Annotated in this window: 22 protein-coding genes and 1 riboswitch; of the genes, 8 read left to right on the top strand and 14 right to left on the bottom strand. The window is 72.0% G+C overall.

The window, feature by feature from the left end; genetic code table 11:
• Positions 1 to 30: 30 nt before the first annotated feature.
• The gene (locus tag IG84_RS0120595; protein WP_051862098.1) at positions 31 to 1,389 is read right to left on the bottom strand and encodes a diacylglycerol/lipid kinase family protein; all 1,359 of its coding nucleotides are present in this window, start codon (positions 1,387 to 1,389) and stop codon (positions 31 to 33) included.
• 295 nt (positions 1,390 to 1,684) lie between these two features.
• Here IG84_RS0120595 and IG84_RS0120590 point away from each other — a divergent pair, with 295 nt between their 5' ends.
• Together IG84_RS0120590 and IG84_RS0120585 are read left to right on the top strand one after the other, a co-directional pair.
• The gene (locus IG84_RS0120590) at positions 1,685 to 2,104 is read left to right on the top strand and encodes an SHOCT domain-containing protein (protein WP_031059217.1); all 420 of its coding nucleotides are present in this window, start codon (positions 1,685 to 1,687) and stop codon (positions 2,102 to 2,104) included.
• A gap of 63 nt (positions 2,105 to 2,167) precedes the next feature.
• Positions 2,168 to 3,892, top strand: coding sequence for an alpha/beta hydrolase (locus tag IG84_RS0120585; protein ID WP_211266496.1), 1,725 nt, complete (start codon positions 2,168 to 2,170; stop codon positions 3,890 to 3,892).
• A gap of 61 nt (positions 3,893 to 3,953) precedes the next feature.
• On the opposite strand, the gene IG84_RS0120580 is transcribed toward IG84_RS0120585, so the two are convergent.
• On the bottom strand, positions 3,954 to 4,709 hold the full coding sequence (locus IG84_RS0120580; protein ID WP_245659453.1) for a CPBP family intramembrane glutamic endopeptidase: 756 nt from the start codon (positions 4,707 to 4,709) through the stop codon (positions 3,954 to 3,956).
• A 174-nt stretch (positions 4,710 to 4,883) separates the two neighbouring features.
• Here IG84_RS0120580 and IG84_RS0120575 point away from each other — a divergent pair, with 174 nt between their 5' ends.
• Positions 4,884 to 5,363 (top strand): DUF7144 family membrane protein, encoded by a 480-nt coding sequence (locus IG84_RS0120575; protein WP_031059211.1) that lies wholly within the window; start codon positions 4,884 to 4,886, stop codon positions 5,361 to 5,363.
• 223 nt (positions 5,364 to 5,586) lie between these two features.
• On the opposite strand, the gene IG84_RS0120570 is transcribed toward IG84_RS0120575, so the two are convergent.
• Complete coding sequence (locus IG84_RS0120570; RefSeq protein WP_031059209.1) at positions 5,587 to 6,972, bottom strand: peptidase C39 family protein; 1,386 nt, start codon at positions 6,970 to 6,972, stop codon at positions 5,587 to 5,589.
• 145 nt (positions 6,973 to 7,117) lie between these two features.
• Between IG84_RS0120570 and IG84_RS0120565 the strand changes: the two genes are divergently transcribed.
• Complete coding sequence (locus IG84_RS0120565) at positions 7,118 to 7,792, top strand: uridine kinase family protein (protein ID WP_382467480.1); 675 nt, start codon at positions 7,118 to 7,120, stop codon at positions 7,790 to 7,792.
• Positions 7,793 to 8,260: 468 nt separating this feature from the next.
• Positions 8,261 to 10,144, top strand: a complete 1,884-nt coding sequence (locus IG84_RS0120560; RefSeq protein ID WP_031059204.1) for an AAA family ATPase — start codon at positions 8,261 to 8,263, stop codon at positions 10,142 to 10,144.
• 40 nt (positions 10,145 to 10,184) lie between these two features.
• Here the strand turns inward: IG84_RS0120560 and IG84_RS0120555 are convergent, their stop codons facing one another.
• From IG84_RS0120555 to ribD, 10 genes are all read right to left on the bottom strand, one after another.
• Positions 10,185 to 11,291, bottom strand: coding sequence for a hemolysin family protein (locus IG84_RS0120555; RefSeq protein WP_031059202.1), 1,107 nt, complete (start codon positions 11,289 to 11,291; stop codon positions 10,185 to 10,187).
• Positions 11,288 to 12,643, bottom strand: coding sequence for a hemolysin family protein (locus tag IG84_RS0120550; protein ID WP_031059200.1), 1,356 nt, complete (start codon positions 12,641 to 12,643; stop codon positions 11,288 to 11,290). Before IG84_RS0120550 ends, IG84_RS0120555 begins: the two co-directional genes overlap by 4 nt.
• Before the next feature lie 257 nt (positions 12,644 to 12,900).
• Positions 12,901 to 13,350, bottom strand: a complete 450-nt coding sequence (locus IG84_RS0120545) for a PH domain-containing protein (protein ID WP_031059198.1) — start codon at positions 13,348 to 13,350, stop codon at positions 12,901 to 12,903.
• Between the two features lie 79 nt (positions 13,351 to 13,429).
• Entirely contained in the window at positions 13,430 to 14,278 is an 849-nt protein-coding gene (hisG, locus tag IG84_RS0120540) for an ATP phosphoribosyltransferase (protein ID WP_031059197.1), read from the bottom strand.
• A 50-nt stretch (positions 14,279 to 14,328) separates the two neighbouring features.
• The gene (locus IG84_RS0120535; RefSeq protein ID WP_030251465.1) at positions 14,329 to 14,601 is read right to left on the bottom strand and encodes a phosphoribosyl-ATP diphosphatase; all 273 of its coding nucleotides are present in this window, start codon (positions 14,599 to 14,601) and stop codon (positions 14,329 to 14,331) included.
• Between the two features lie 34 nt (positions 14,602 to 14,635).
• Positions 14,636 to 15,121 (bottom strand): 6,7-dimethyl-8-ribityllumazine synthase, encoded by a 486-nt coding sequence (ribH, locus tag IG84_RS0120530; RefSeq protein WP_031059195.1) that lies wholly within the window; start codon positions 15,119 to 15,121, stop codon positions 14,636 to 14,638.
• Between the two features lie 57 nt (positions 15,122 to 15,178).
• Positions 15,179 to 16,471, bottom strand: coding sequence for a bifunctional 3,4-dihydroxy-2-butanone-4-phosphate synthase/GTP cyclohydrolase II (locus IG84_RS0120525; protein ID WP_031059193.1), 1,293 nt, complete (start codon positions 16,469 to 16,471; stop codon positions 15,179 to 15,181).
• Positions 16,468 to 17,121, bottom strand: coding sequence for a nicotinamide mononucleotide transporter family protein (locus tag IG84_RS0120520; protein WP_031059191.1), 654 nt, complete (start codon positions 17,119 to 17,121; stop codon positions 16,468 to 16,470). Before IG84_RS0120520 ends, IG84_RS0120525 begins: the two co-directional genes overlap by 4 nt.
• Positions 17,118 to 17,726, bottom strand: a complete 609-nt coding sequence (locus IG84_RS0120515) for a riboflavin synthase (RefSeq protein WP_031059189.1) — start codon at positions 17,724 to 17,726, stop codon at positions 17,118 to 17,120. The genes IG84_RS0120520 and IG84_RS0120515 overlap by 4 nt, the downstream gene beginning before the upstream one ends.
• Position 17,727: 1 nt before the next feature.
• The gene (gene ribD, locus IG84_RS0120510) at positions 17,728 to 18,804 is read right to left on the bottom strand and encodes a bifunctional diaminohydroxyphosphoribosylaminopyrimidine deaminase/5-amino-6-(5-phosphoribosylamino)uracil reductase RibD (RefSeq protein WP_031059187.1); all 1,077 of its coding nucleotides are present in this window, start codon (positions 18,802 to 18,804) and stop codon (positions 17,728 to 17,730) included.
• 180 nt (positions 18,805 to 18,984) lie between these two features.
• Positions 18,985 to 19,115, bottom strand: a riboswitch (FMN riboswitch).
• A 200-nt stretch (positions 19,116 to 19,315) separates the two neighbouring features.
• On the opposite strand from ribD, the gene IG84_RS0120505 reads away from it, so the two are divergent.
• Complete coding sequence (locus IG84_RS0120505) at positions 19,316 to 20,128, top strand: SDR family oxidoreductase (protein WP_051862093.1); 813 nt, start codon at positions 19,316 to 19,318, stop codon at positions 20,126 to 20,128.
• A 20-nt stretch (positions 20,129 to 20,148) separates the two neighbouring features.
• Here IG84_RS0120505 and IG84_RS0120500 read toward each other — a convergent pair whose 3' ends face one another.
• Entirely contained in the window at positions 20,149 to 20,937 is a 789-nt protein-coding gene (locus IG84_RS0120500; RefSeq protein ID WP_078649116.1) for a GAF and ANTAR domain-containing protein, read from the bottom strand.
• Between the two features lie 333 nt (positions 20,938 to 21,270).
• Between IG84_RS0120500 and IG84_RS0120495 the strand changes: the two genes are divergently transcribed.
• Positions 21,271 to 21,975, top strand: a complete 705-nt coding sequence (locus IG84_RS0120495; protein ID WP_031059179.1) for a response regulator transcription factor — start codon at positions 21,271 to 21,273, stop codon at positions 21,973 to 21,975.
• Between the two features lie 45 nt (positions 21,976 to 22,020).
• On the top strand, positions 22,021 to 23,805 hold the full coding sequence (locus IG84_RS0120490; RefSeq protein ID WP_051862091.1) for an ATP-binding protein: 1,785 nt from the start codon (positions 22,021 to 22,023) through the stop codon (positions 23,803 to 23,805).
• Positions 23,806 to 23,817: the final 12 nt, after the last annotated feature.

The raw sequence follows: 23,817 nt of genomic DNA, 5'->3' as shown, positions 1-23,817 counted from the left end.
GCCCCGCCCGTCGGCCTCTCGTCGCCGCCGCTACGTCGCACCGCGGGTCTGCCGGGTCCGCCGGAAAGCGAGCCGGCAGACCCGCTGCCAGTCCAACGGCGGACGGGGCTTGGGCACACCGGGGCGCGCACGGGGCACGATCACACGGAGCGCCAAGGGGCGCACCTCGCAGGTGAGGGGAACGGGCAGCGTCAGTGCCTCGCCGTCGATGCCCACCGGTATGCGCGGGTGGTCGGCATCGACCGTCACGGTCTTCGCCGTGAACCGGGTCAGTCCGGCCGAACGCTGTCCTCGCAGCAGTGCGGCTGCCTGTGCCGCACTGGCGACCTTCACACCGATCACGCCGAGTGTGCCGCCGTTCAAGTACGGCCGACGGCCCAGGCCCGTGGCGTCCCCCATGCCGTACGGGTTGTTGCTGATGAGCACGGCCTGGGGACCCGCCATGGCGACGCCGGCAGCCCGGACCGTCAGGTGTGCGCCACTGTGTCCGGCCAGGAAGTCCGGCAGCATGTCCGCGATGGTGCGGGTCTTGCCGTCCCGGTAGGCCGGGCTCTGCACCACTGCGGCGTAGGCGCCGAACGACACGTTGTTCACGAAGGGCCGGCCGCCCGCCCGGCCGAGGTCGACGTGGAGTTCCACGCCGTCCCGCAGCGCGTCGAGGGCCTTCGAGGGATCGTCGCGGTCCAGGCCCAGGTCGAGGGCGAAGTGGTTGCGGGTTCCCGCCGGGATGACGAGCAGCGGTATGCCGTGCGCGGAGGCCACGTCGGCGACGACGGCCTGGGTGCCGTCCCCACCGGCCACGCCCAGCAGATCAGCGCCCTTGGCGACCGCCGCCCTCGCCAGTCCGGCCACGTCGACCGTGCCCGGTCCTTCCAGCAGCGCAACGTCCGCTCCCAGCGCCTCCGCCTTCTCCCGCAGTCCACAACGCCCGACCTTCCCGCCACCGGAATGCGGATTCATGATCACGAAAGGCTGTCGTGGCGGAAAGGCCGGGAACTCCGGCATCGCGGCCGGTCGGTCGACGCGCACCAGAGCGGCCCGGCCGGCGACGACGGCAAACAACCACAGGACGACGGACAGCGCGGCGATCCACGTCACGTGGTTCCGCACGTACTGCATCAGCACCAGGACCGGCGCGGCAACGGCCAGTACCAGGGCGAGAATGCGCGGAGCACCGTGGTGCGTGAGCGCCCACCACACAGCGGCGACCATCACCACCAGTCCGCTGGCCCCCACTCCGACCAGAGCAACTGCCCTCAGTCCCGCGAACAGGAGCAGCACAGTCACGGCCGCCGCTGCCGTCAGCAGCGACACGCGTGCCAGCCAGCGCTCCCCCTGTGGCGACCGGGCAGTGAACCCGTGCCGTGCGAGTCGGTGCCAAGCACTCATCAGCGCCTCCCACCTGCTCCGCCCAGCTTGGCACGGAGCCCGCTGCGCGACACCTTTCCGAAGATGTGAACGCCGCTGCCTTTTTGCCCGCCCGGCTATGGCCCCCTCCGCGCGGTCGCCCTACTGTCAACAACAGACGGACCCAGGGCCGCGGCCGTGAAGATCCTTACGTCGGCCGCTGCCATCGGAACGAGCCCACGCACGCTCTTCCGCACTGCATGTCCCGCTCGAGGCGCCGCCGCCGACCCGCCCGGCCACACCGTTCCGGCGAGACGGCGAGAGGGAGGAGAAGACCATGAGCGGTTCCGTCACCCTCGCGTACGACTATCCGCTGCTCGGCGTTTTCTGGACCACGTTCTGGCTGTTCATGTGGGTGATGTGGTTCTTCCTGCTCTTCCACGTCATCGGTGACGTCTTCCGCGACGACCGGCTGAACGGATGGGCCAAGGCGGGCTGGATCATCTTCGTGCTCGTGCTGCCTCTCGTCGGTGTCCTCATCTACGTCCTCGCCCGGGGCCGCGGCATGGGACGACGCGAAGTGGACAGGGCACAGTCCCAGCAGGAGGCGTTCGACGAATACGTTCGCCGGACCGCGGCGACGGGCCCGTCCCGCACCAGTCAGGCCGACGAGCTGGCGAAGCTGTCCCGGATCAAGGAGCGCGGAGACATCTCGGACGACGAGTTCCAGCGGGCGAAGAACAGGATCCTGCACTGACTTCAGTGGTGGCACTGGTCGTTGTGCTGTCCTGGTGATGCCTTCCGGACGGAGGGAGCCGTGGTGGGGGACGCATCGGAACCGCCGGCCGGCCCGTCGCCGGGCGCGGATGCCGCGGCAGCGGGCGAGGGCCCCCGGCCGGCACCGAGGCGCCGGAAGCACCGGCAGTGGCTGTCCGCCACCCTTCCAGGGTGCTGGGGTGCGCTCCTCTTCGCGTGCCTCTCCTTCACCCCGTCGCTGCTCCCGCGCGGCGGCATCCTGCAGGGCCTGATCTGCGGTATCAACGCGGCCCTCGGTTACGGGGCCGGCGTGCTCGCCGCGTGGGTATGGCGTGCGTTCGCCGATCGCGGTCCGCGGCCTGCGCAACGCAGGTCCTGGACCGTCTTCCTCCTGAGCGCGGTCATCCTGTTCGGCGTCTTCTTCGGCTTCGGGCAGTACTGGCAGCACGAGATCCGCCGGCTGATGGGCGTGGCCCACTACAACATCCCGCTCGCCGTGGTCTCGCCCCTCGTCGCGGCGCTGGTCTTCTGCCTCCTCGTGCTGACCGCGCGCGGCATCCGCCGGCTGTTCCGTCGGCTCGTACGCCTGCTCAAGCGCTGGATCGGGCCGCGCGCGGCGACCGCCGTCGGCTGGACCGCGGTTGCAGCCCTCGTCTGGACGCTCGTCACCGGCCTGCTGCTCAATGGCCTCGTCGGCCTCGCCAACGACGCGTTCTCGGTGCGCGACACGACGACCGAGGAGGGGGCACACCGGCCCACGACGACCCTGCGCTCGGGCGGTCCCGGCTCACTCGTGCCGTGGGACTCACTGGGACTGCAAGGGCGCAACTTCACCGGCACCGGCCCTTCGGCGGCCGACATCGAGAAGTTCACCGGCCGTCCGGCAAGGGCGCCGATCCGGTCCTACGCCGGACTGGAGTCGGCCGGCAGCGCGGAGTCCCGGGCCGCGAAGGCAGTTGACGACCTGACCCGCCAGGGCGGCTTCCGGCGCAAGGACCTGCTGGTGGTGACGACGACCGGGAGCGGCTGGGTCGATCCCGCTTCGGTGGACACGTTCGAGTACCTCAGTGGCGGCGACTCGGCCACCGTAGCGATGCAGTACTCCTACCTCCCGTCGTGGATTTCCTACCTGGTCGACCAGACGAAGGCCCGCGAGGCGGGCCGTGCCCTTTTCGACGCCGTCTATGACGACTGGTCGAAACTGCCACCGAGCGATCGTCCCCGGCTGTTCGTCGCCGGCGAGAGCCTGGGGTCGTTCGGCGGCGAGACCGCCTTCAGCGGGGAGTACGACCTGCGCAACCGCACCGCGGGCACGCTGTTCGCCGGGCCGCCCGCCTTCAATAGCTTGTTCCGGGAATTCAGCGACCACCGGGACGCCGGCAGTCCCGAGGTCCAACCCGTCTACAAGGACGGGCGGACCGTACGGTTCGCCGGCGATCCGGCAGCGGCGATTCCGCCGGCGGACCGGCCCTGGAAGGGCAGCCGCGTTCTCTACCTCATGCACTCGTCCGACCCGATCGTCTGGTGGAGCCCGCACCTGGTCCTCAGCAAGCCGGACTGGCTCGGCCAGCAGCCGGGCGACGACGTGCTCAAGCAGATGCTGTGGCTGCCGCTCGTGACCTTCTGGCAGGTCACCGCGGACCTTCCGTTCGCCACCGACGTCCCGAGCGGCCACGGTCACACATACATCACCGAATACGTCGACGCATGGAACGCCGTCATGCGGCCTCCGGACGTCACCGCCCAGGACCTCGACCGCCTCAAGGACATCATCGCGGCGGAGGAGTGACCGCTCGGGGCGCACGCTGCCGTACGATGTCGAGGCGCTACGCGTCCGCCGTACGGCCCGGTCACCCCAGCAGATGGCCGACCAGGTAGCCGAACGCGTTGATCGCCCAATGCAGGCCCATGGGCGCCAGCAGGCTCCCGCTGCGGCGGCGCAGCTCGCAGAACAGTACGCCCGCAGCCCCCGTGAACAGCACCGCGCCCACGACGGCAGCCATCGCCCCGAGCGCGGAACGGCCGAACAGCGGCGTCAGCGCGGGCTTCACGCTCGCCAGGGGCAGCGATGGCAGGACATGCCACAGCCCGAACAGCACGCTCGACACGGCTGTCGCCCACACCGCACCCCGAACCCGGCGCACCAGGCCGTACAGCACGCCCCGAAAGGCGACCTCCTCCAGCAGCACCGTGCCGACCGGCACCATCACCAGGACGCGCAGCGCCACCTGGCCGCCCGTCAGCCCGCTGTACCGCTCATCCGCAAACAGGCCCCGGGTCGCCGGCAGCAGCGCCGCCGCCGCACAGCCCACGCCGACCGACCCGATCAGCACCGCTGCCCAACGCACACCGCGCCCGAGCGTTGCGGGGTCCAGCCCCGCGTCCGCCCAGGTGCCTCCGGCCCGGCGGTGCGCTGCCAGCAACAGCGCGCTGACCACAACAGCGGTCAGCATTCCGTACGACGGAAGCCATCGGTTGTTGGCCAGGTTGGTGACCGTCAGCACGGCCACGGATATCCCCACGGCCGTGCCCGTACGCATCGACCGCGGCGCGCGCACGGTGTTTTCTGCCGCGCCCGTTCCCTTTCGGCGCATGAAACGCTCCATGAGGAGAGTGCCCGGAGAAGACCGGCGGCGTGGCGTCGGTGCCGGTCGCTGCGGTCAGCCTGCACCCGGCGACCGCCACGGTCCAACGGACAGCCTTGGCACACCCACCCCGAGGGGTGACGAGGAAGCCGCACGCCGTGGGATGCTTGTTGCCCGATCCAGGGGGTGTCGGACATGGCTGAAGATTCCCCGACCGAGCGGCGGCATCTGCAATCCCCACCGGCAGATGCGCCGGCTTCGGATCCGCGAGTCACCTCCCTCGCCATAGGGAGCGTTGTCTTCGCCGCCTGCGTGCTGCTCCTGATCGGCCTCTTCCACGCCATCGTCGGGCTGGCCGTCCTCATCGACGAGGACTTGTTGTCTCCGCCGGACAGCTACCTCATCTCATGGGGCACGCACGGATGGGGGTGGCTCCATCTCGGTTTCGGCGTCGCGGCGGTGGTGGCCGCGGTGAACCTGTTCAGCGCACGGCACTCCGCCCGCGTCATCGGCATCGTCGTGGCCTTGCTGAGCGTGGTGAAGAACTTCTTCTTCGCGCCCTACTCCGGCGTCTGGTCGGCGATCATCGTGGGCCTGGACGTGCTGGTCATCTGGGCCCTGACCCAGTACGGCCCCGAGCAGGCGAGGAAGGTGTACGGCGCCCGCCCGCGGTGATGCGGGTGCGGCGGCCGGTTGCTCGTCGTGATTCAGCTCGGGGCGACCGTGACCCTGACGAACGGGGTGTCCGTTCAGGAGGTGTCCCGATGGCTCGGGCACCGGTCGATCAGGATCACGGTCGACCGCTGCGGTCACCTCACCACCGACGGCCGGGAGCGCTGCCGTCCGGTGGTGGAGACGACCTTCGGGGACTGCCTGCCGCTGGAGCCGGGGTCACCGGCTACGGGCAGATCCCCAGCTCGCTCAGCACGCGGCGCTGGGTCGGCGTCGGCTTGGCCGGGAAGTAGAGGTAACACACGCCGCCGGTCCCCGACTTCACGGCACCGCTGGCGTCCTTGCGCTTGGTGCGGAGCCAGATGTTCTCCCACTGGCGGCGGTTGTAGACGTGGCGGACGGCGACGTTGGTCGGGGAGTTGGGGTCGTTGGCGATGATGTCGCCGGACTGGGTGAAGCCGATGACCGTCATCAGGTGGCCCGCCGTGCCGTAGCCCGCGCCGTCCAGTTCCGAGGCGATGAAGGACTGGGAGGTGATGACGGGGATGCCGACGTGGATGAGCTTCTCGACGTCCGTGAGGGAGTTCAGGCGCGTCACGACGCCCTGGAGGTCGTGGTACGTCGCGGCGTAGGCGGCATTGAAGGGCCAGTTGCCGCAGCCTTCGTACTGGTAGTCGAAGGTGTAGCGGGCCGCGTGGCAGACCTGGGGGTCGGTGTAGGCGGGGTTGACCCAGGCCAGGTCCTCGGGGGTGGGCCGGCGGCCCCAGGACTCGATGATCATCTGGGAGGAGGTCGGGCTGCACCACGCCTCTCCCCCGTTGTCGTACTCGGGGTACTGGCCCTTGTGGATCTCCTGGGAGTACCGCGGCACCGCGAGTTCCCGGCCCCTGGCGATGCCCGGCTTGGAGGCCGGGACCGTGAAGCGGTCGGGGATGTCGGAGCCCATGGCGCCCACACGCCACACCGTGGGAGAGAGGTCCGTACCGGGCTTGCGGTACAGGGTGAGGCGGAGCTCGTACGAGGCGATGCGGAGGCCGGACGCCGGGCTGTCGACGGAGAGCGTGTCGGTGTAGACCGTGCTCTTGTCGTCGGTCTGGTCGTCCACGGACGTACGGCGGATGTCCTGGTCGCCCGCGGCCCAGCGGCCCATGACGTACCACGGAGTACGGGTCTTGTCCGAGTACATGCCGCGCAGCTCGATGGCGATCCAGGTGCCGGCCGGGGTGTGCGCGTTCCAGGACGCGATGATCTCCGTGGCGGGGACCTTCGGCTTGTGGACCGGCGAGGTCCAGGTCGCGTACTCCCAGGTGGAGGTCTTCTTGGTGTGCGGGTCGCGGTAGTCGATGGTGCCGATCGGGACCGCGATCTGCACGCCGGGGCGGGCGGCGGGGTCGATGCGGGTGCCGTGCCCCGAGCCCGCGAGCCAGTCGCCCACGGAGGTCCAGCCGCGGTAGTCCACGAGCGAGGCGGCGGCGGGGTGGTCGGCTGTGGAGTCGTCGGGGTCGGGGGTCCCGGAGCGGCTCGCGGCGTGCGCGGGCAAGGGGGTCGCGGCGCCGGCGGCGACGGCGAGGGCGGCGGCCAGCACGGTGCGGCGGGGCGCGTATCTGGTCATGGGCTTCATGTCCCCCAGTCGGGTGCGGGATGAGCGTCACGGCAGTCGTGGCTCAACTATCTCCGCACGGGACGCCATTCGGCCAGCGGTTCGACGCGCGTCGCGCGCCGAATATTGGCCTGGACCACTGTCGTACGCTGGCGTGATGGAAGGCGCCATGGATCAGGACCTGACCGCGCTCGCCACGCGTCTGCGCGCACTGCCGCCGTCGTGCGGCCCGGTGCGGCTGGTCGCGGTGGACGGGCACGCGGGGTCGGGGAAGAGCACGTTCGCGGGGCGGCTGGCGGCGGCGCTGGGCGGCGGGACGACAACGGCGGGCCATGAGTCGGCGGCTGGCGGCGAGGCGGCGGGCGGCCCCTGCAATGACACCGGCCCCGCCGCCCCCGTCCTCCACCTCGACGACCTCGCGACGCACGACGAGCTCTTCGCGTGGACCGGGCGGCTGCAGGAACAGGTGATCGGGCCGCTCTCCGAAGGGAGGAACGCGCGGTACGGCGTGTACGACTGGGTGCGCCGGAGCTTCACAGGGGAGCGCACGCTGGCGCCCGCTCCCGTCGTGCTTCTGGAAGGCGTCGGAGCGGGCCGCAGCGCGCTCCGCCCGTATCTGGCGTGCCTGCTGTGGATGGAACTGCCCGGCGAGACCGCCTGGTCACGCGGGCGGCGGAGGGACGGGCCGGCACTCACCGCCTTCTGGGATGGCTGGATTCCGGCGGAGCGCGCGCACTTCGCGGCGGATCCCTCTCGGCCGTATGCGGACCTCCTGGTGACGCAGGGGCAGGTGGGCTACGAGTGGCATGAGGGACCGGTGGACGCGCGTTGACTCCCCCATTCCTTCACTCTCGGTGACGCATGGAGCCCGGTGCGCCGGGGACGGCCGACGGGCTCCCGCCGAGTGCCTCAACTCCGCTTGACCTGGGGGCCGTACAGGTCTTACGTTCTCAATGTGCGGTTCTGACGGACCGCCCGCAGTCGCGAAGCCCCCGGTTGTTCCCCCGTGATCGGGGGCTTCGTTCTGCCCTCAGCTCCTGATTTTCCGCGCTTCGCGCCGCATCTCCCTCACCCTCGGTCACCGGCCCCTTCGCGCCGCCGAGTCCCCGCTTCCCTCCTGCGCCCCTCTTCGGCCCGCCTCGCCACCGCAGGTACGATGCCAGTTCGTGCCACCCGAGGACACGAGCCGACGGGCGCGCGACGGCGTGCAGATCCCGTCCACAGCACGCTGCTTCGATCATGCCGCTGCCGGGTAGTCACCCGGCGGGCACGGCGCGGGGGATCATTTGTGGGGGACAGGATGGATTGTGGCGCGCAGGGCACGGCGGCCCCGGCCGAACTCGCCTGGCTGCGCGCGGTCGACGCGTACACCATGGGCGCGTACGCGCAGGCCGAGGAGGAGTTCCGGGCCGCGGTGCGGATCGACCCCTCGATGGCGGACGCCTGGCTCGGGCTGCACGCGCTGCGCGCCGACACCACCACAGCGCTGCTGCGGATGTACCGGCACCGCGACCGCTTCGGCGAGCAGCGCGCCCGCCACCGCCGCACCCTGAACTCCTGGTACTGGCTGGGCTGGTGGGTGCAGCCGGTGCTGGAGTCCGGCCGCGATCTGCTGCTCGCGCACGCCTCGCACTGGCTGGACGGCCGGCATGTCGCCGAGCTGGACCAGGCACTGGCCGGCTGCCCGCCGGTCGAGGCCGACCCGCAGGTGCGTTTCCTGCACGCCTGCCGCGCCTACCTGGTCAAGGACTGGGATCAGCTCGTGCGGCACACCGAGCCGCTGATCGACGACCCGCTGCTGGGCATCGAGGCGGGACTGTTCGGCGGCATGGCGCGGGTCCGGCTGGAGATGTACGGACAGGCCGAACCGCTGCTGTCGGCCGCCCTGATGCGCTGCCGCAGCGAGCAGCCACAGCGCAAGGAACTGCGGTACTGGCTGGCGCGCGCGCACGAGGGCACGGGCCGCAGCGCCGCGGCGCTCCCCCTGTATCGCGCCGTCCACCGCGTGGATCCGGCCTTCATGGACACCGCGGCCCGGCTCGCGGCCATCGCCGAGTGCGACGGCCTGGAGGAGGGCGCGGACCTGGCCACGGTGCCGGCCGGGCTCGGGCAGGAGAACGGCGGCGATCTGGACCCGCTGGCGCCGCTGGATCCGGTGGACGGCCGGGAGCTGCTGGCCACCGCCGATCCGGAGGGCCCGGAGGGGGACCTGCTCGGCTCGCAGTCCACCGGCGCTGCGGGTCCCGTCCGCGCCACGCGCGTGCCGGAGCAGCGCGGTGGCGACCAGCTTCCGGCCGGGCCCGCCGACCCCGTCCTGCTGGAGCAGGCGCTCCAGGAGCTGGAGCGGATGGTGGGCCTGGAGCCGGTGAAGCGGCAGGTGCGGGCGCTGTCGGCGCAGTTGCGGATGGCACGGCTGCGGGCGGGGCAGGGCCTGCCCGTACAGCCGCCGAAACGGCACTTCGTCTTCTCGGGCCCCTCGGGGACCGGCAAGACCACCGTGGCGCGGATACTCGGCCGGGTCTTCTACGCGCTGGGGCTGCTGGGCGGCGACCATCTCGTGGAGGCCCAACGGGCCGATCTGGTGGGCGAGTTCCTCGGCCAGACGGCGGTGAAGGCGAACGAGCTGATCGACTCGGCGCTGGGCGGCGTGCTCTTCGTCGACGAGGCGTACTCCCTCTCCAACTCCGGCTACACCAAGGGCGACGCGTACGGCGACGAGGCGCTGCAGGTGCTGCTCAAGCGTGCGGAGGACAACCGCGACCGGCTGGTGGTGATCCTCGCCGGGTATCCGGAGGGCATGGACCGGCTATTGGCCGCGAATCCCGGCCTTTCCTCGCGCTTCACCACCCGCGTGGACTTCCCCAGTTACCGCCCGCTGGAGCTGACGGCCATCGGCGAGGTGCTGGCGGCCGACAACGGCGACCGCTGGGACGAGGAGTCGCTGGACGAGCTGCGCAGCATCAGCGGGCACGTCGTGGACCAGGGATGGATCGACGAGCTGGGCAACGGCCGCTTCCTGCGCACGCTGTACGAGAAGAGCTGTGCCTACCGCGACCTGCGGCTCTCGACCTGGTCGGGCACGCCGGGGCGCGAGGATCTCTCGACGCTGCGGCTGCCGGATCTGATGCAGGCGTACGGCGAGGTGCTGTCGGGGCGGGGGCCGGCGCCGGACCTGGGGCCGTAGGGCCGCAGGCCCGGGCCGCCCCGCTCTCCCGTCAAGGCAGTCAGCCCGCCAGCGCCCGGTCTCCCGACTGGAGATCCCCGGCCCCGCGCGGCTCGGCGATGTGCGCCGGTGCGATCTCGCCGCGGTGGGCGGGGTCGCGTACCTCACCGACCAGCTTCTCCAGTACGTCCTCCAGCGCGACCAGGCCGAGCACCCGGCCCGCGCCGTCGGAGACCGCCGCGAGGTGCGAGGCGGCCCGGCGCATCGCGGTGAGCGCGTCGTCCAGCGGGAGTTCGGCGCGCAGCGTGGTCATCGGGTGCCAGATGTGCTGCGGCACCGCACGGTCCCGGTCCTCCAGGTCCAGTACGTCCTTGACGTGCAGATAGCCCATGTAGGCACCGCCCGGCGCGGACACCGGGAAGCGCGAGAAGCCCGTCTTCACGGTCAGCTCCTCGACCTGCCGGGGCGTGACGGACGGATCGACGGTGACCAGGGCCGCGCGGTCGATCAGTACATCGGTGACCGGGCGGCGGCCCAGCTCCAGGGCGTCGGAGAGGCGCTCCTGCTCCCCCGGGTCCAGCAGTCCGGCCTGGCCCGCGTCCGCCACGAGGTGGGTGAGCTGCTCGGTGGTGAACACCGCCTCGACCTCGTCCTTGGGCTCCACGCGGAAGAGCCGCAGAATGCCGCGGGCGCAGGCGCCCAGCAGGGCGGTCACCGGGCGGCACATCCGGGCGAAGACGACCAGGCCCGGGCTGAACCACAGGGCGGTCTTCTCCGGCGCGGCCATCGCGAGGTTCTTCGGCACCATCTCGCCGATGACCAGGTGCAGAAAGACCACGAGGGCCAGGGCGATGGCGTAACCCAGCGGGTGGATCAGCGCTTCGGGGAGGTGCACGGCGTGGAAGAGCGGCTCCAGCAGCCGGGCCACGGTCGGCTCGGCGACCGCGCCCAGCGTCAGCGAGCAGACGGTGATGCCGAACTGCGCGGCGGCCATCATCTGCGGGAGGTTCTCCAGCCCGTACAGCACCCGCTTCGCCCGCTTCGAGCCCTCGGAGGCGAGCGGCTCGATCTGGCTGCGGCGTACGGAGACCAGCGCGAACTCCGCGCCGACGAAGAAGCCGTTGGCGAGCACCAGCAGGGCGGCGACGAACAGTTGCAGCACGCTCATCGGACACCTGCCCGCTCGCCGGCCTGCGCGGCCACAGCGCCCTGCGGCGCCCCGGTCCGTATCAGGCGCACCCGGTCGGCACGGTGGTGGTCGACCAGCCGCACCCGCAGCCGCCAGCCGTCCAGCTCGGCGATGTCCCCGGAGGCGGGGATCCGGCCGAGCACGTGGGCGACCAGTCCGGCCACGGTCTCGTACGGGCCGTCCGGCGCGATCAGTCCGATGCGGCGGAGCGTGTCGACGCGGCAGCCGCCGTCGGCGTCCCAGGCGGAATGGCCGTCCTCGGCGGGCGCGAGTACCAGCTCCGGCAGGTCGGCGTGGTCGTGCTCGTCGCGGACCTCGCCGACCAGCTCCTCGATGATGTCCTCCAGGGTCACCACGCCGGCCGTGCCGCCGTACTCGTCGACGACCACGGCTATCGGCTGCTCGCTGCGCAGCCGCTCCAGCAGCGGCTGGACGGGCAGCGACTCCGGGACCAGCAGCGGGGCGACCGCTATCCGGCCGACGGGGGTACGCAGCCGTTCGGCCGCGGGTACGGCGAGCGCGTCCTTGAGGTGGACCATGCCCACGACCTCGTCGATCCGGGTGTGGTAGACGGGGAAACGGGAGAGGCCCGTGGCGCGGGTGAGGTTCAGGACGTCCTCGGCGGTCGCGGAGGACTGCAGCGCGGAGACCCGTACCCGCGGGGTCATCACGTTCTCCGCGGTCAGCTCGCCGAGCGCGAGGGTGCGGACGAACAGGTCGGCGGTGTCCTGCTCGATGGCGCCGGCCTGCGCGGAGTGCCGGGCCAGCGAGACCAGTTCGCCGGGCGTGCGGGCGGAGGCCAGCTCGTCGGTGGGCTCGACGCCGAGGGCCCGTACGAGGCGGTTGGCCACGGTGTTGAGCAGCGCGATGACCGGGCGGAAGAAGCGCGAGAAGGCGCCCTGCGGGCCCGCGACGAAGCGGGCCACCGTGAGCGGCTTGGAGACCGCCCAGTTCTTGGGGACCAGCTCGCCGATCACCATCTGGACGGCGGAGGCCAGCAGCATGCCGATGACCACGGCGATGCCGGGCACCGCGCCGGCGGGCAGCCCGGTGGCCGCCAGCGGCCCGCCGAGCAGGTCGGCGAGGGCCGGCTCGGCGAGCATGCCGACCACCAGCGAGGTGATGGTGATGCCCAGTTGGGTGCCGGAGAGCTGGAAGGACAGCTCGCGCAGCGCGGTGACGACCGTACGGGCGCGGCGGTCACCGGCCTCGGCGGCCCGCTCGGCGGCTGCCTTCTCCACGGTGACGAGGCCGAACTCCGCGGCCACGAAGAAGCCGTTCGCCAGGATCAGCACAAAGGCCGCGGCGAGCAGCAGCAGGGGGACTGTCATGCCGCCGCCTCCGTCGTGCACGGGACGGCCGCGGGGTGCGGGCGGCGTCCGGAAGGGGCGGCGCAGGTACTACAGGACGATCCGTCCATTGCTGGAAGGAGTCACTCCTCGGGTCGCAGGGTCCCACGAAGGGGGCGGGGCACGGCTCGGCCCTGGGCTACAGAGTAATCAGGCCGGGCACGGCGAGGGGAGAGCCGACGGACGTGCGGTACGCCGCACCGCGCGGCCCGGCCGGACCCGTGCGGGGGCGGAAGCGCTCAGCCGGCGTGGTCGCCGGTGCCGTGCGCCTCGGCCAGTGCCCGCAGCGTACGGGCGTCCTGCACGGCCTGCTCCTTGGCGATGCCGGGCTGGATGCCCATGGCGGGCAGACTGGTGCCGTCGGCGAGGTCGAGGTGGACCCAGGCGTCGCCGACGCGGAGGTTCACCCGCACGACTTCGGCCCAGGCCAGCTCGCGCTTGGTCGTGAGGTTGACGACGGTGACGCCGTGCCCGGTGGCGACGACCTTGGGCCGCGCGAGCAGCAGCAGGACGGCCAGCACGAGCAGCCCGGTGAAGACGAAGCTGATCCGCTCGCCGCCGCTGAGGGCCGGGAGCAGGAACGCGACGACTGTGAGGGCCACGAGCTGGGCGATGCCGACGACGTACAGGACGGCACGGGTGCGGGCGGGCCGGAAGGTCACCGGGAGATCGGGCAGAGGCGCGGACACGTCGTCGTCTTCCGTGGCGGGGATGGCTGGACGGGCCGTACGTACGCCGTATGGCGGTACGTACGGCCCGGTGGGCGATTCAGAGGCGGCAGGCGTGGATGCCGGTCGTCAGGATCGCGCGGGCACCGAGGTCGTAGAGCTCGTCCATGATGCGCTGGGCGTCCTTGGAGGGGACCATCGAGCGGACCGCGACCCAGCCTTCGTGGTGCAGCGGGGAGACGGTCGGCGACTCCAGGCCCGGGGTGAGGGCCACGGCCTTCTCGACCTGGTCGACGCGGATGTCGTAGTCCATCATCACGTACCGGCGGGCCACCAGGACGCCCTGCATACGGCGGAGGAACTGCTGCACCTTCGGGTCGTCGGCGGGGGCGCCCTTGCGGCGGATCACGACCGCCTCGGACTTGAGGATCGGCTCGCCGATGATCTCCAGGCCGGCGTTGCGCAGCGTCGTACCGGTCTCGACCACGTCCGCGATGATCTGGGCGACGCCGAGCTGGATGGCGGTCTCCACCGCGCCGTCGAGGTGGACGACCGAGGCTTCCACGCCGTTGTCCGCGAGGTGCTGCTTGACCAGACCGGAGAAGGAGGAGGCGATGGTCATGCCGCCGAACTCGCTGACGTCCTTGGCGGTACCCGGCAGGGTCGCGTAGCGGAACGTCGAGCCGGCGAAGCCGAGCTGCATGATCTCCTCGGCCTCCGACCCGGAGTCCAGCAGCAGGTCACGCCCGGTGATGCCGATGTCGAGCTTGCCGGAGCCCACGTAGACCGCGATGTCGCGGGGGCGCAGGAAGAAGAACTCGACCTCGTTGTCGGCGTCGACCAGGACCAGCTCCCTGCGGTCCTTGCGCTGGCGGTAGCCGGCCTCATGGAGCATCGCCGACGCAGGCTCGGACAGTGAACCCTTGTTGGGGACGGCGATGCGCAGCATGAGAGAGCTTCCTTTGTACGAGGGAGAGGGTGAGCGGGGTGTGATGCGGATCAGAGGTGGGCGTAGACGTCGTCAAGGCTGATGCCCTTGGCGACCATCATCACCTGGAGGTGGTAGAGGAGCTGGGAGATCTCCTCGGCGGCGGCGTCGTGGGATTCGTACTCCGCGGCCATCCACACCTCGGCGGCCTCTTCGACGACCTTCTTGCCGATCGCATGGACGCCGGACTGGACCAGCTCGGCGGTGCGCGAGGTGGCGGGGTCGCCGGTGGCGGCCTTCTGCTGGAGCTCGGCGAAGAGCTCCTCGAACGTCTTCTTGGACATGGTGATACCCACCCTAGCGGTCGCCCGGCCCCGGTCAGCGCCAGGGTTCGGATACTGAACGGAGCGTGGCGGCGGTGGCGACGGCGGCGGTGACCGCCTCGTGGCCCTTGTCCTCGTTGGAGCCCTCGAGGCCCGCGCGGTCCAGCGCCTGCTGCTCGTCGTCACAGGTCAGCACGCCGAAGCCGATGGGCACTCCGGTGTCGATGGAGACCTGGGTCAGGCCCTGGGTGACGCCCTGGCAGACGTACTCGAAGTGCGGGGTGCCGCCGCGGATGACCACGCCGAGCGCGACCACCGCGTCGTACCCGCGGCCCGCGAGCACCTTGGCGACGACCGGGAGCTCGAAGCTGCCCGGGACGCGCAGCAGGGTCGGCTCGTCGATGCCCAGCTCGGTCAGCGCGCGCAGCGCGCCGTTCACCAGGCCGTCCATGACCTGGGTGTGCCACTGGGCCGCGATGACGGCCACCCGGAGGTCGCCACAGTTCTTCACGGACAGTTCGGGTGCGCCCTTGCCGCTCACGTTGCTCCTCGTGCTACTTGCTGTCGTTGTCGGGGGTACGTCGGGGTACGGAGTTTCTTACTGGGTGCTGCAGGCCGAGGCGCGGTCCGCCGGGTCCAGCCACGGCAGGTCGTGGCCCATCCGGTCGCGCTTGGTACGCAGGTACCGCAGGTTGTGCTCGCCGGCCTGGACCGGCATCGGCTCCCGGCCGGTGACGTACAGACCGTGCTCGACCAGGGCCGCGGTCTTCTCGGGGTTGTTGGTCAGCAGGCGCAGCGAGCGCACGCCGAGGTCGTTGAGGATCTGCGCGCCGGCCGCGTAGTCCCGGGCATCGGCGGGCAGCCCCAGCTCCAGGTTGGCGTCCAGGGTGTCCCGGCCGCGCTCCTGGAGCTCGTAGGCGCGCAGCTTGGACAGCAGCCCGATGCCGCGCCCCTCGTGGCCGCGCAGGTAGATCACCACGCCGCGGCCCGCCTCGCTGATCCGCTTGAGGGACTCCTCGAGCTGGGGGCCGCAGTCGCAGCGCAGCGAGTGGAAGATGTCGCCGGTCAGGCACTCGGAGTGGACCCGGACGAGGACGTCCTCGCCGTCGCCGAGGTCGCCCGCGACCAGCGCGATGTGCTCGACGCCGTCGACGGTGGAGCGGTAGCCGTAGGCGGTGAAGTCGCCGAAGGCGGTGGGCAGCTTCGTCTCGGCCTCGCGGCGGACGGTCGGCTCGGAGCTGCGGCGGTAGGCGATCAGGTCCTCGATGGAGATGATCGCGAGGCCGTGCTTGCGGGCGAACGGGATCAGCTCGGGCAGCCGCAGCATCGTGCCGTCCTCGCCGGCGATCTCCACGATCGCGGCGGCGGGGCGCAGCCCGGCGAGCCGGGCGAGGTCCACGCCGGCCTCGGTGTGGCCGTTGCGGACGAGCACGCCGCCGGGCTTGGCGCGCAGCGGGAAGATGTGGCCGGGGCGGACGAAGTCGCCGGGGGTGGTCTCGCCGGAGGCCAGCAGGCGCAGGGTGGTGGCGCGGTCGGCGGCGGAGATGCCGGTGGACACGCCGTGCTCGGCGGTGGCGTCCACGGAGACGGTGAAGGCCGTCTGCATCGACTCGGTGTTGTTCTGGACCATCTGCGGCAGTTCGAGCCGGTCCAGCTCCGGGCCCTCCATGGGCGCGCAGATCAGGCCGCGGCACTCGCTCATCATGAACGCGATGATCTCGGGGGTGGCCTTCTCGGCGGCCAGGACGAGGTCGCCCTCGTTCTCCCGGCTCTCGTCGTCGACGACCACGACGGGGCGGCCGGCGGCGATGTCCGCGATGGCCCGCTCGACGGGGTCGAGCGTGAGGTCGATCGCGTCGGGACCTTCGTACCAGTTCTGCTGTGCGGTCATGCCGCCGCTCCTTCCAGGACGGGCTGCGTACTCGTACGGGAGCGCAGCCACCAGTCGCGCAGGCCCCACAGGACGAGACCGAAGTAGACGACGTAGACCAGGCCCGAGAAGGCCAGGCCGCTGCTGAAGGCCAGCGGGACGCCGACCACGTCGACCAGCAGCCATGCGAACCAGAACTCGACCAGGCCGCGGGCCTGGGCCACCATCGCGGCGAGCGTGCCGACGAAGATGTAGGCGTCCGGCCAGGGGTTCCAGGACAGCTGGGGGATCTGGGTGAAGAGGAAGCCGACGGCGAGGGTGCCGACGGCGGTGCCCGCGATCAGGGCGCCGCGCTCGCGCCAGGAGGCGAAGCGGACGGCGATCGTGCCGTCCTGGGCCTGCTGCCGGCCGCGCTGCCACTGCCGCCAGCCCCACAGGGCGACGCCGATGACCAGCACCTGCTTGCCGACGCCGCCGGCGAGCTGCGCGGAGGCGTACGCGGCGACGAGGATGACGCCGGAGAGGAACTGCGCGGGCCAGGTCCATATGGACCGCCGCCAGCCGAGGGCCAGGGCTATCAGGCCGACGGTGTTGCCGATCATGTCGGTCCAGATGACGTGCTGGCCGAAGGCGGTGAACGCCTCGCCGTTCAGCCAGGTCAGTGCGGTCATCGCGCGGCCCCCGCACCGTCGTGGCCGAGCAGCCGCTCGACGTACTTGGCAAGGACGTCGACCTCCAGGTTCACCGGGTCGCCGACCTGCTTGATGCCGAGCGTGGTGAGGTCCAGGGTGGTCGGGATGAGGCTGATGGTGAAGTAGTCCGCGCCCGCCTCGACGACGGTGAGCGAGACCCCGTCGACGGTGATCGAGCCCTTCTCGACGACGTAGCGGGCCATGCCGTCCGGGAGCGCGATCTTCACGATCTCCCAGTGCTCACCGGGGGTGCGCTCGGCGACCGTGCCGGTGCCGTCCACATGTCCCTGGACGAGGTGCCCGCCGAGCCGCCCGCCGAGCGCCATCGGGCGCTCCAGGTTGACCCGGGAGCCCTTCTCCAGCGCGCCCAGGCTGGAACGCTTGAGCGTCTCGGCCATCACATCGGCGGTGAATTCACCGTTCTCGGTCGTCACGACGGTCAGACACACGCCGTTGACCGCGATGGAGTCGCCGTGCTTCGCGCCCTCGGTGACGAGCGGCCCGCGCAGTCGGAAACGGGAGGCATCGGTCAGCTCCTCGACGGAGACGACCTCACCCAGTTCTTCGACGATTCCGGTGAACACTTCAGTTCTCCTCGTGGAGGGCGGGGGTGGCGGTGATGCGCAGGTCGGGGCCGAGCCGTTCGGTGTCGGTCACGTCGAGGCGCAACGCCCGGGCGATGGTGGTGATTCCGGCGTCGCCCAGCGCGGCCGGGCCGGCGCCGAGCAGTGTGGGGGCGAGATAGCCGACGACCTTGTCGACGACGCGGGCGGCGACGAAGGCCCCGGCGAGGGTCGGGCCGCCTTCGAGCAGCACGGAGCGGACGCCGCGCTCGTACAGCGCGCCGAGCAGGGCCGGTACGTCCAGGCCCGGGCCGTCCGCGGCGCGAGGCAGCCGGACGATGGGCGCGAGCCCTTCGAGGTGGGTCGCGTCGGCGTCCTCGGCGACCGCGATCAGGGTCGGGGCCGTACCGTCCAGGATCCGGGCGCCGGGCTTGACGGCCGTGGCGGAGGAGTCGACGACGACCCGCAGCGGCTGGGTGACCTCGGTGTCCGGCAGCCGCGCGCCGAGCTGCGGGTCGTCCGCGCGTGCGGTGCCGGAGCCGACGATCACGGCGTCGGCCAGGGCGCGCAGCCGGTGCACGTCGGCGCGGGACTGCGGCGAGGTGATCCACCGGCTGGTGCCGTCGGCGGCCGCGATCCGGCCGTCCAGCGTGGCCGCGTACTTCCACAGCACGAAGGGGCGGCGGCGCAGTACGGAGGTCAGCCAGGCTTCGTTCCCGGCGGCGGCCTCGTCGGCCAGCAGCCCGCCCTCGACGTCGACGCCGGCCGCGCGGAGCGTGACGGCGCCGCCGGTCGCGGTGGGGTTCGGGTCCGGTACGGCGTAGACGACGCGGGCGATCCCGGCGTCGATGAGGGCCTGGGCGCAGGGGCCGGTACGGCCGGTGTGGTTGCAGGGCTCCAGGGTGACCAGCGCGGTACCGCCGCGGGCCCGCCCACCGGCCGCTTCCAGTGCGTGGACCTCTGCGTGCGGGCCGCCGGCCCGCTGGTGCCAGCCCTCCCCGACGAGCTGCCCGGAGGCGTCGAGGACGACACAGCCGACGGCGGGATTGGGGCTCGTGTGCCCGAGGCCGCGGGCGGCGAGCTCGATGGCTCGGCGCATCGCCGTGGTCTCAGCGGGGGCTGTCGCGGCCACCGGGTCCTCCTGCCTCTTCAGGCACGGACTCCGGGGCTGTCGCGAGCGACAGAAGCGGTACGGAACAACACGATCACCGGGCCGGACAGAAGATCCCGCCCCTCAGGACGGGACCGCCGACGGCGGTGCACCGATGCTGCTCGCCCGCCGCGCACTGCCTCCCATCCGGACTTTAACCGTCGGTGCAGGAATTTCACCTGCTCAACCGGCCGCTGGCTGCGGACGGGTCGCGGACTATTACCGCCGGTTCGGACTTTCACCGACCCCGGAGTGCGCTGCGTATGTCAGTACCCCTCCAGTCTGCCACGTCTGATCGTCTGCCATGCGGGCGCGCACCTGTGGGCTGACTCACACTGGGTGGCGGGATGTGTACGCACGGCCCACCCGGAGTTCTCCGCGCGTTCCTGGGGAGTTCTTACGGTGACAGACCGCGCCCGGCGCGGTCGCATGACAGGACAGTCTCCGGGAGGAGCGGGCGATGACGACGTTTCTGGTGACCGGCGGCACGGGGACCCTCGGGCGAGTGGTGGTGGACCGGCTGCTGGCCGACGGGCACACCGTGCGGGTACTCAGCCGCCGGCCGCACACCCGCACGGAAAACCCGCGGCTGCACTCGTACGCCGTCGATCTGCGCAACGGCGTGGGGCTCGCCGCCGCGGTGTCCGGCGTGGAGGTGATCGTGCACTGCGCCTCGACGCCGTCCGGCGGCGACCTGGATTCGGCGGGCCAATTGGTGGATGCGGCGCGGACGGCCGGCGTAGGCCATCTCGTCTATATCTCCATCGTCGGCGTGGACCGTGTGCCCCTGCGCTACTACCGCACCAAGCACGAGGTCGAGCGGCTGCTGGCGGAGTCGGACGTGCCGTGGACCGTACTGCGCACGACGCAGTTCCACGATCTGGTGCTGCAACTGGTGAAGGCCGGCGCGCGGTCGCCGGTGCTGCCGGTCCCGGCGGGCATACGGATCCAGCCCGTCGACGTCCGTGAGGTGGGCGCGCGGCTGGTGGAGCTGGCGTACGGCGAGCCGGCCGGGCAGGTCCCGGACATGGGCGGCCCGGAGATCCTCACCGCCCGCGAACTGGTCGACCGCACCCTGCAGGCCGGCGAGCGCCGCCGCCTCACGCTGCCGGTGCGCGTGCCCGGCGCCACGTACCGGGCCCTCCGGGCGGGCGGCAACCTCGCCCCGGACCAGGCGACCGGCAAGCTCCGCTATACGGACTTCCTGGCGGAGCGCGGCGGCCGGGTCCCGGGCGTCCGGGTGGTACGGAGCGGCGACACCACGGGCGGCTGAGGGGCCGGCCGCCCGCCGGTTCACGGCCGATGCCCGTTCGGCGGCGGCCAGGGCCCGGTGGGGTCGTCGACGAGGACGCGGGCGAGGTCGTGCACGCGCATCTGGTGTGCGCGGGCATGGGTGCGCAGCATCTCGAAGGCGGCGTCCGGCGAGAGCGCGAGCCGGCCGGCGAGGATGCCCTTGGCCTGTTCGATCGGGATACGCGTGGAGAGGGCCTGCTGGAGTTGGTCGATCCGTAGCCGGCGGTCGTCGAGCTTCCGTTGCAGCAGCAGGCCGGTGGTGGCCGCCCGGGCCAGGGCCCGGGCGCGCTCCTGGTCCCGCGGATCCAGCGCCCCGGTAGCCCGGCGGTAGAGGTTGAGAACCCCGACGGCATGATCATCGTGGTGCAGAGGTTCGGCCCACATGGCCCGGTAGCCGGCGGCCGTCGCCCGCAGGGCGAGTCCGGGCCAGCGGGAGCGGTGGGCGGTGAAGTCCGCGACGTGGTGCGGACGGCCGGTGCGCAGGGCCTCGATGCACGGGCCCTGCGCGGTGCCGATCTGGTACGCCTCCATGCCCCGGAGCGTCTCGTGGGAGCTGGCGGCCACTTCGATGGCACCGCCGGTACCGCTGCGCTTGCGGCCCTTCGGGGCCGCGGGGGCGATGAGCAGGACGCCCGCGGAATCGACGGGCAGCAGCGCGAGGCAGTGCGCGACCAGGCGTCGGGGCAGCGCGCCGGGCACGGTGTCGGCGTGCACCTGCATCAGGCTCAGCAGGCCCCGGACGAAGGCGTGTTCGTGCTCACCGTACGGCGCTCCCATGGGGTCAGACATCGGAGGTCCTTGGCAGGGGCGGTGTCCGGGAGGGCGGTGTCCGAGGTGGTGGTGGCAGCACGCCACCAGCAGTCGGCCCGGCCCGCGCCCGTCCGAATCGACGCTTCACGGTGCCCCCTTTCTCCTCGTCGTGGGATGCTGCGATGGACAGCACTTTCGCGTCCGGTGTTCCAGTGATATCGCGGCCGGCTGGCCGCCTCCTGCACGCCGGCTCAACGCCCTATCAACTCTGTCGACCTCGCGGGACCACCGTTGCCGTCACTTTTCGGACCTCCCCGGGACAGCGGCGCCGCCGGCGCCGCAGCGGCCCGCGCCCCGACCGAACGACGGCCGGTGATCGCGCTCATCGAGGACGAGCCCGACCTCGTCGCGATGGAGCGGGCACACCTGGAACGCGAGGGCTTCGCCGTGGTGAGCGCGCCCGACGCCCGGTCGGGGCGGGCGGTGCTGCGCGCCGAACCGGTCGATCTGGTGGTACTGGACCTGGGGCTGCCGGACGGCAACGGCCTGGACCTGCTGCGCGGTGCGCACGACGCCGGCGGCCCACCGGTGATCATCGTTACCGCGCGCGGTGAGGAGACCGACCGGATACTCGGACTGGAGCTGGGCGCCGACGACTACATGGTCAAGCCGTTCTCGCAGCGGGAACTGGCCGCCCGCATCCGGGCCGTGCTGCGCCGGGCGGCGGCTCCTCGGGACCGGCGGAGCGCCGGGAGACGGCCGGTCCTCCGGCTGGGCGACCTCATCGTGGACACCGGCGCCCGGCAGGTGCGCAGCGTGGGCGGCCCGATCGCCTTTACGCCGCGCGAGTACGCGTTGCTGGAGTTCCTCGCGGCCTCCCCCGGACAGACCTTCTCCTCCGGCCATCTGATGGGCCGGCTGTGGGACGGCGCCGACTGGCAGGACCCGGCGACCGTCACCGAACACGTCTACCGCGTACGGCGCAAGCTCATGGCCGCCGGTGTCGGGGCGCCAAGGATCACGACGGTGCGCGGCTTCGGCTACCGCCTGGACCTGGCGACCGAACCGTACGACTGACTCCTCCGCACCCACGATCCCGCACCCACGACGAGGTGAAGTGCCATGACCCCGGGCCCGAACCAGGACGGCACCGCGCGCCGCTCCGGCACCGCACCCGACTACCACGCACTGTTCGACGCGGCGCCGTCGCCGTACCTGGTCCTGGACCCCGAGCTGCGCATCGTCGAGGTCAACCGGGCGTATCTGGCGGCCACTCACACCGAGCGGCAGGCCATCCTCGGCCGCCCGGTGTTCGAGGTCTTCCCCGACAACCCGGGCAACCCGGCGGCGGACGGCGTCCGGAACCTGGCCCACTCCCTGCGCACCGTGCTGGCCACCGGCCGGCCCGACACCATGGCACTGCAGCGCTACGACATCCCGGACGGCACGGACGGCGCCTTCGAGGAGCGGTACTGGAGTCCGGTCAACTCCCCCGTCCTGGACGGCGACGGCAGGCTCACGCACATCGTCCACCGGGTCGAGGACGTCACCGAGTTCGTGCGGCTGCGGCGCGCGGGGCAGCGGGAGCGGCGGGCCGCCGCCGCACAACAGGAGCGCGCCGAACGGATGGAGAGCGAACTGTTCGCCCGCAGCCGCGAGGTCCAGGAGGCGAACCAGCGGCTGCGGCAGGCCAACGAGGCGCTGACCACGGCGGGTGTGGCGCTGCGCGAGCAGCAGGAGGCCAAGGACCGCTTCATCGCCACCCTCTCGCACGAACTGCGCAACCCCCTGGCCGCGCTCCGGGCCGCCGGTGAACTGCTCGCCCTGGACGCCCCCGACGCCGCGCACCCGGCACTGGCCGTTCTGGAACGGCAGATCACGCACATGGCGCGGATGACGGACGACCTGCTGGACGCGACCAGGGCGCTGACCGGCCGGCTGCACCTGGCCAGCGAGCGGCTCGACCTGTGCTCCGTGGTCACCACCGCCGCCGAGGACATGCTGTCCGAGTACGCCCGGACGCGGCGCAGGCTGCTGGTCGTCGTGCCGTCCGGTCCGGTGCCCGTCGAGGGGGACCGGGTACGGCTCGCGCAGATGACCGCCAACCTGCTCAGCAACGGCTGCAAGTACACCCGGCCGAACGGCACGGTGGAACTGGAGCTGGAGACGGTGGCCGGCTCCGGTGCCGCCGAGGCCGGCCACGCGGTGCTGACCGTGCGCGACGACGGCATCGGGTTCGACCCGGCCACCGCCGACGCCCTCTTCGGCGCCTTCGTCCGCGCCGCCCCGGCCGCCGACACCACCTCCGGCGGGCTCGGGCTCGGCCTGCCGATCGTCCGCGGCATCGCCGAACTGCACGGCGGTACCGTACGGGCGCACAGCGACGGCCCCGGCAGCGGCGCGCACTTCCGCATCCGGCTGCCGCTGGCCTCCCCCGCGCCCGTCCCCCGGTCCGGTGCGCCGGCCGCGGCCGTCAGCCGCCCGCCGCTGCGCGTGCTGGTCATCGAGGACAACGCCGACCTGGCGGCCACCTACCGCACCCTGCTGGAGCGGTGCGGCGATCATGTGACGGTCTGCCACACCGGGCGCGAGGGCCTGGCCGCAGCCCACGCCGCCCCCTTCGACCTGGTCCTGAGCGATCTGGCGCTCCCCGACATCCACGGCCATGACCTCGCCGGCCGGCTGCGCGCGGAGTTCCCGGCCGACCGCACCCGGCTGATCGCCGTCTCCGGCTTCAGCCGGCGGGCCGACCGCGACCGGTCGGCCGGCTCCGGATTCGACGCCCATCTGGCCAAGCCGCTGTCCCTCACGGTGCTGAACCGCCTGCTGGCCCGGTGGGCCGGCGACGCGTCTCCGTGGCCGCAGGCTCCGTGGCCGGGGGACGCGTCGGACCCGCCGACGCGGTGACCGTCCCTGCGT

The sequence above is a fragment of the Streptomyces ochraceiscleroticus genome (genome assembly GCF_000720485.1).
GTDB classification, from domain to species: domain Bacteria; phylum Actinomycetota; class Actinomycetes; order Streptomycetales; family Streptomycetaceae; genus Streptomyces; species Streptomyces ochraceiscleroticus.
Note: the sequence above shows the minus strand (reverse complement) of the source record. Positions and strands in the feature narration are given on the sequence as shown.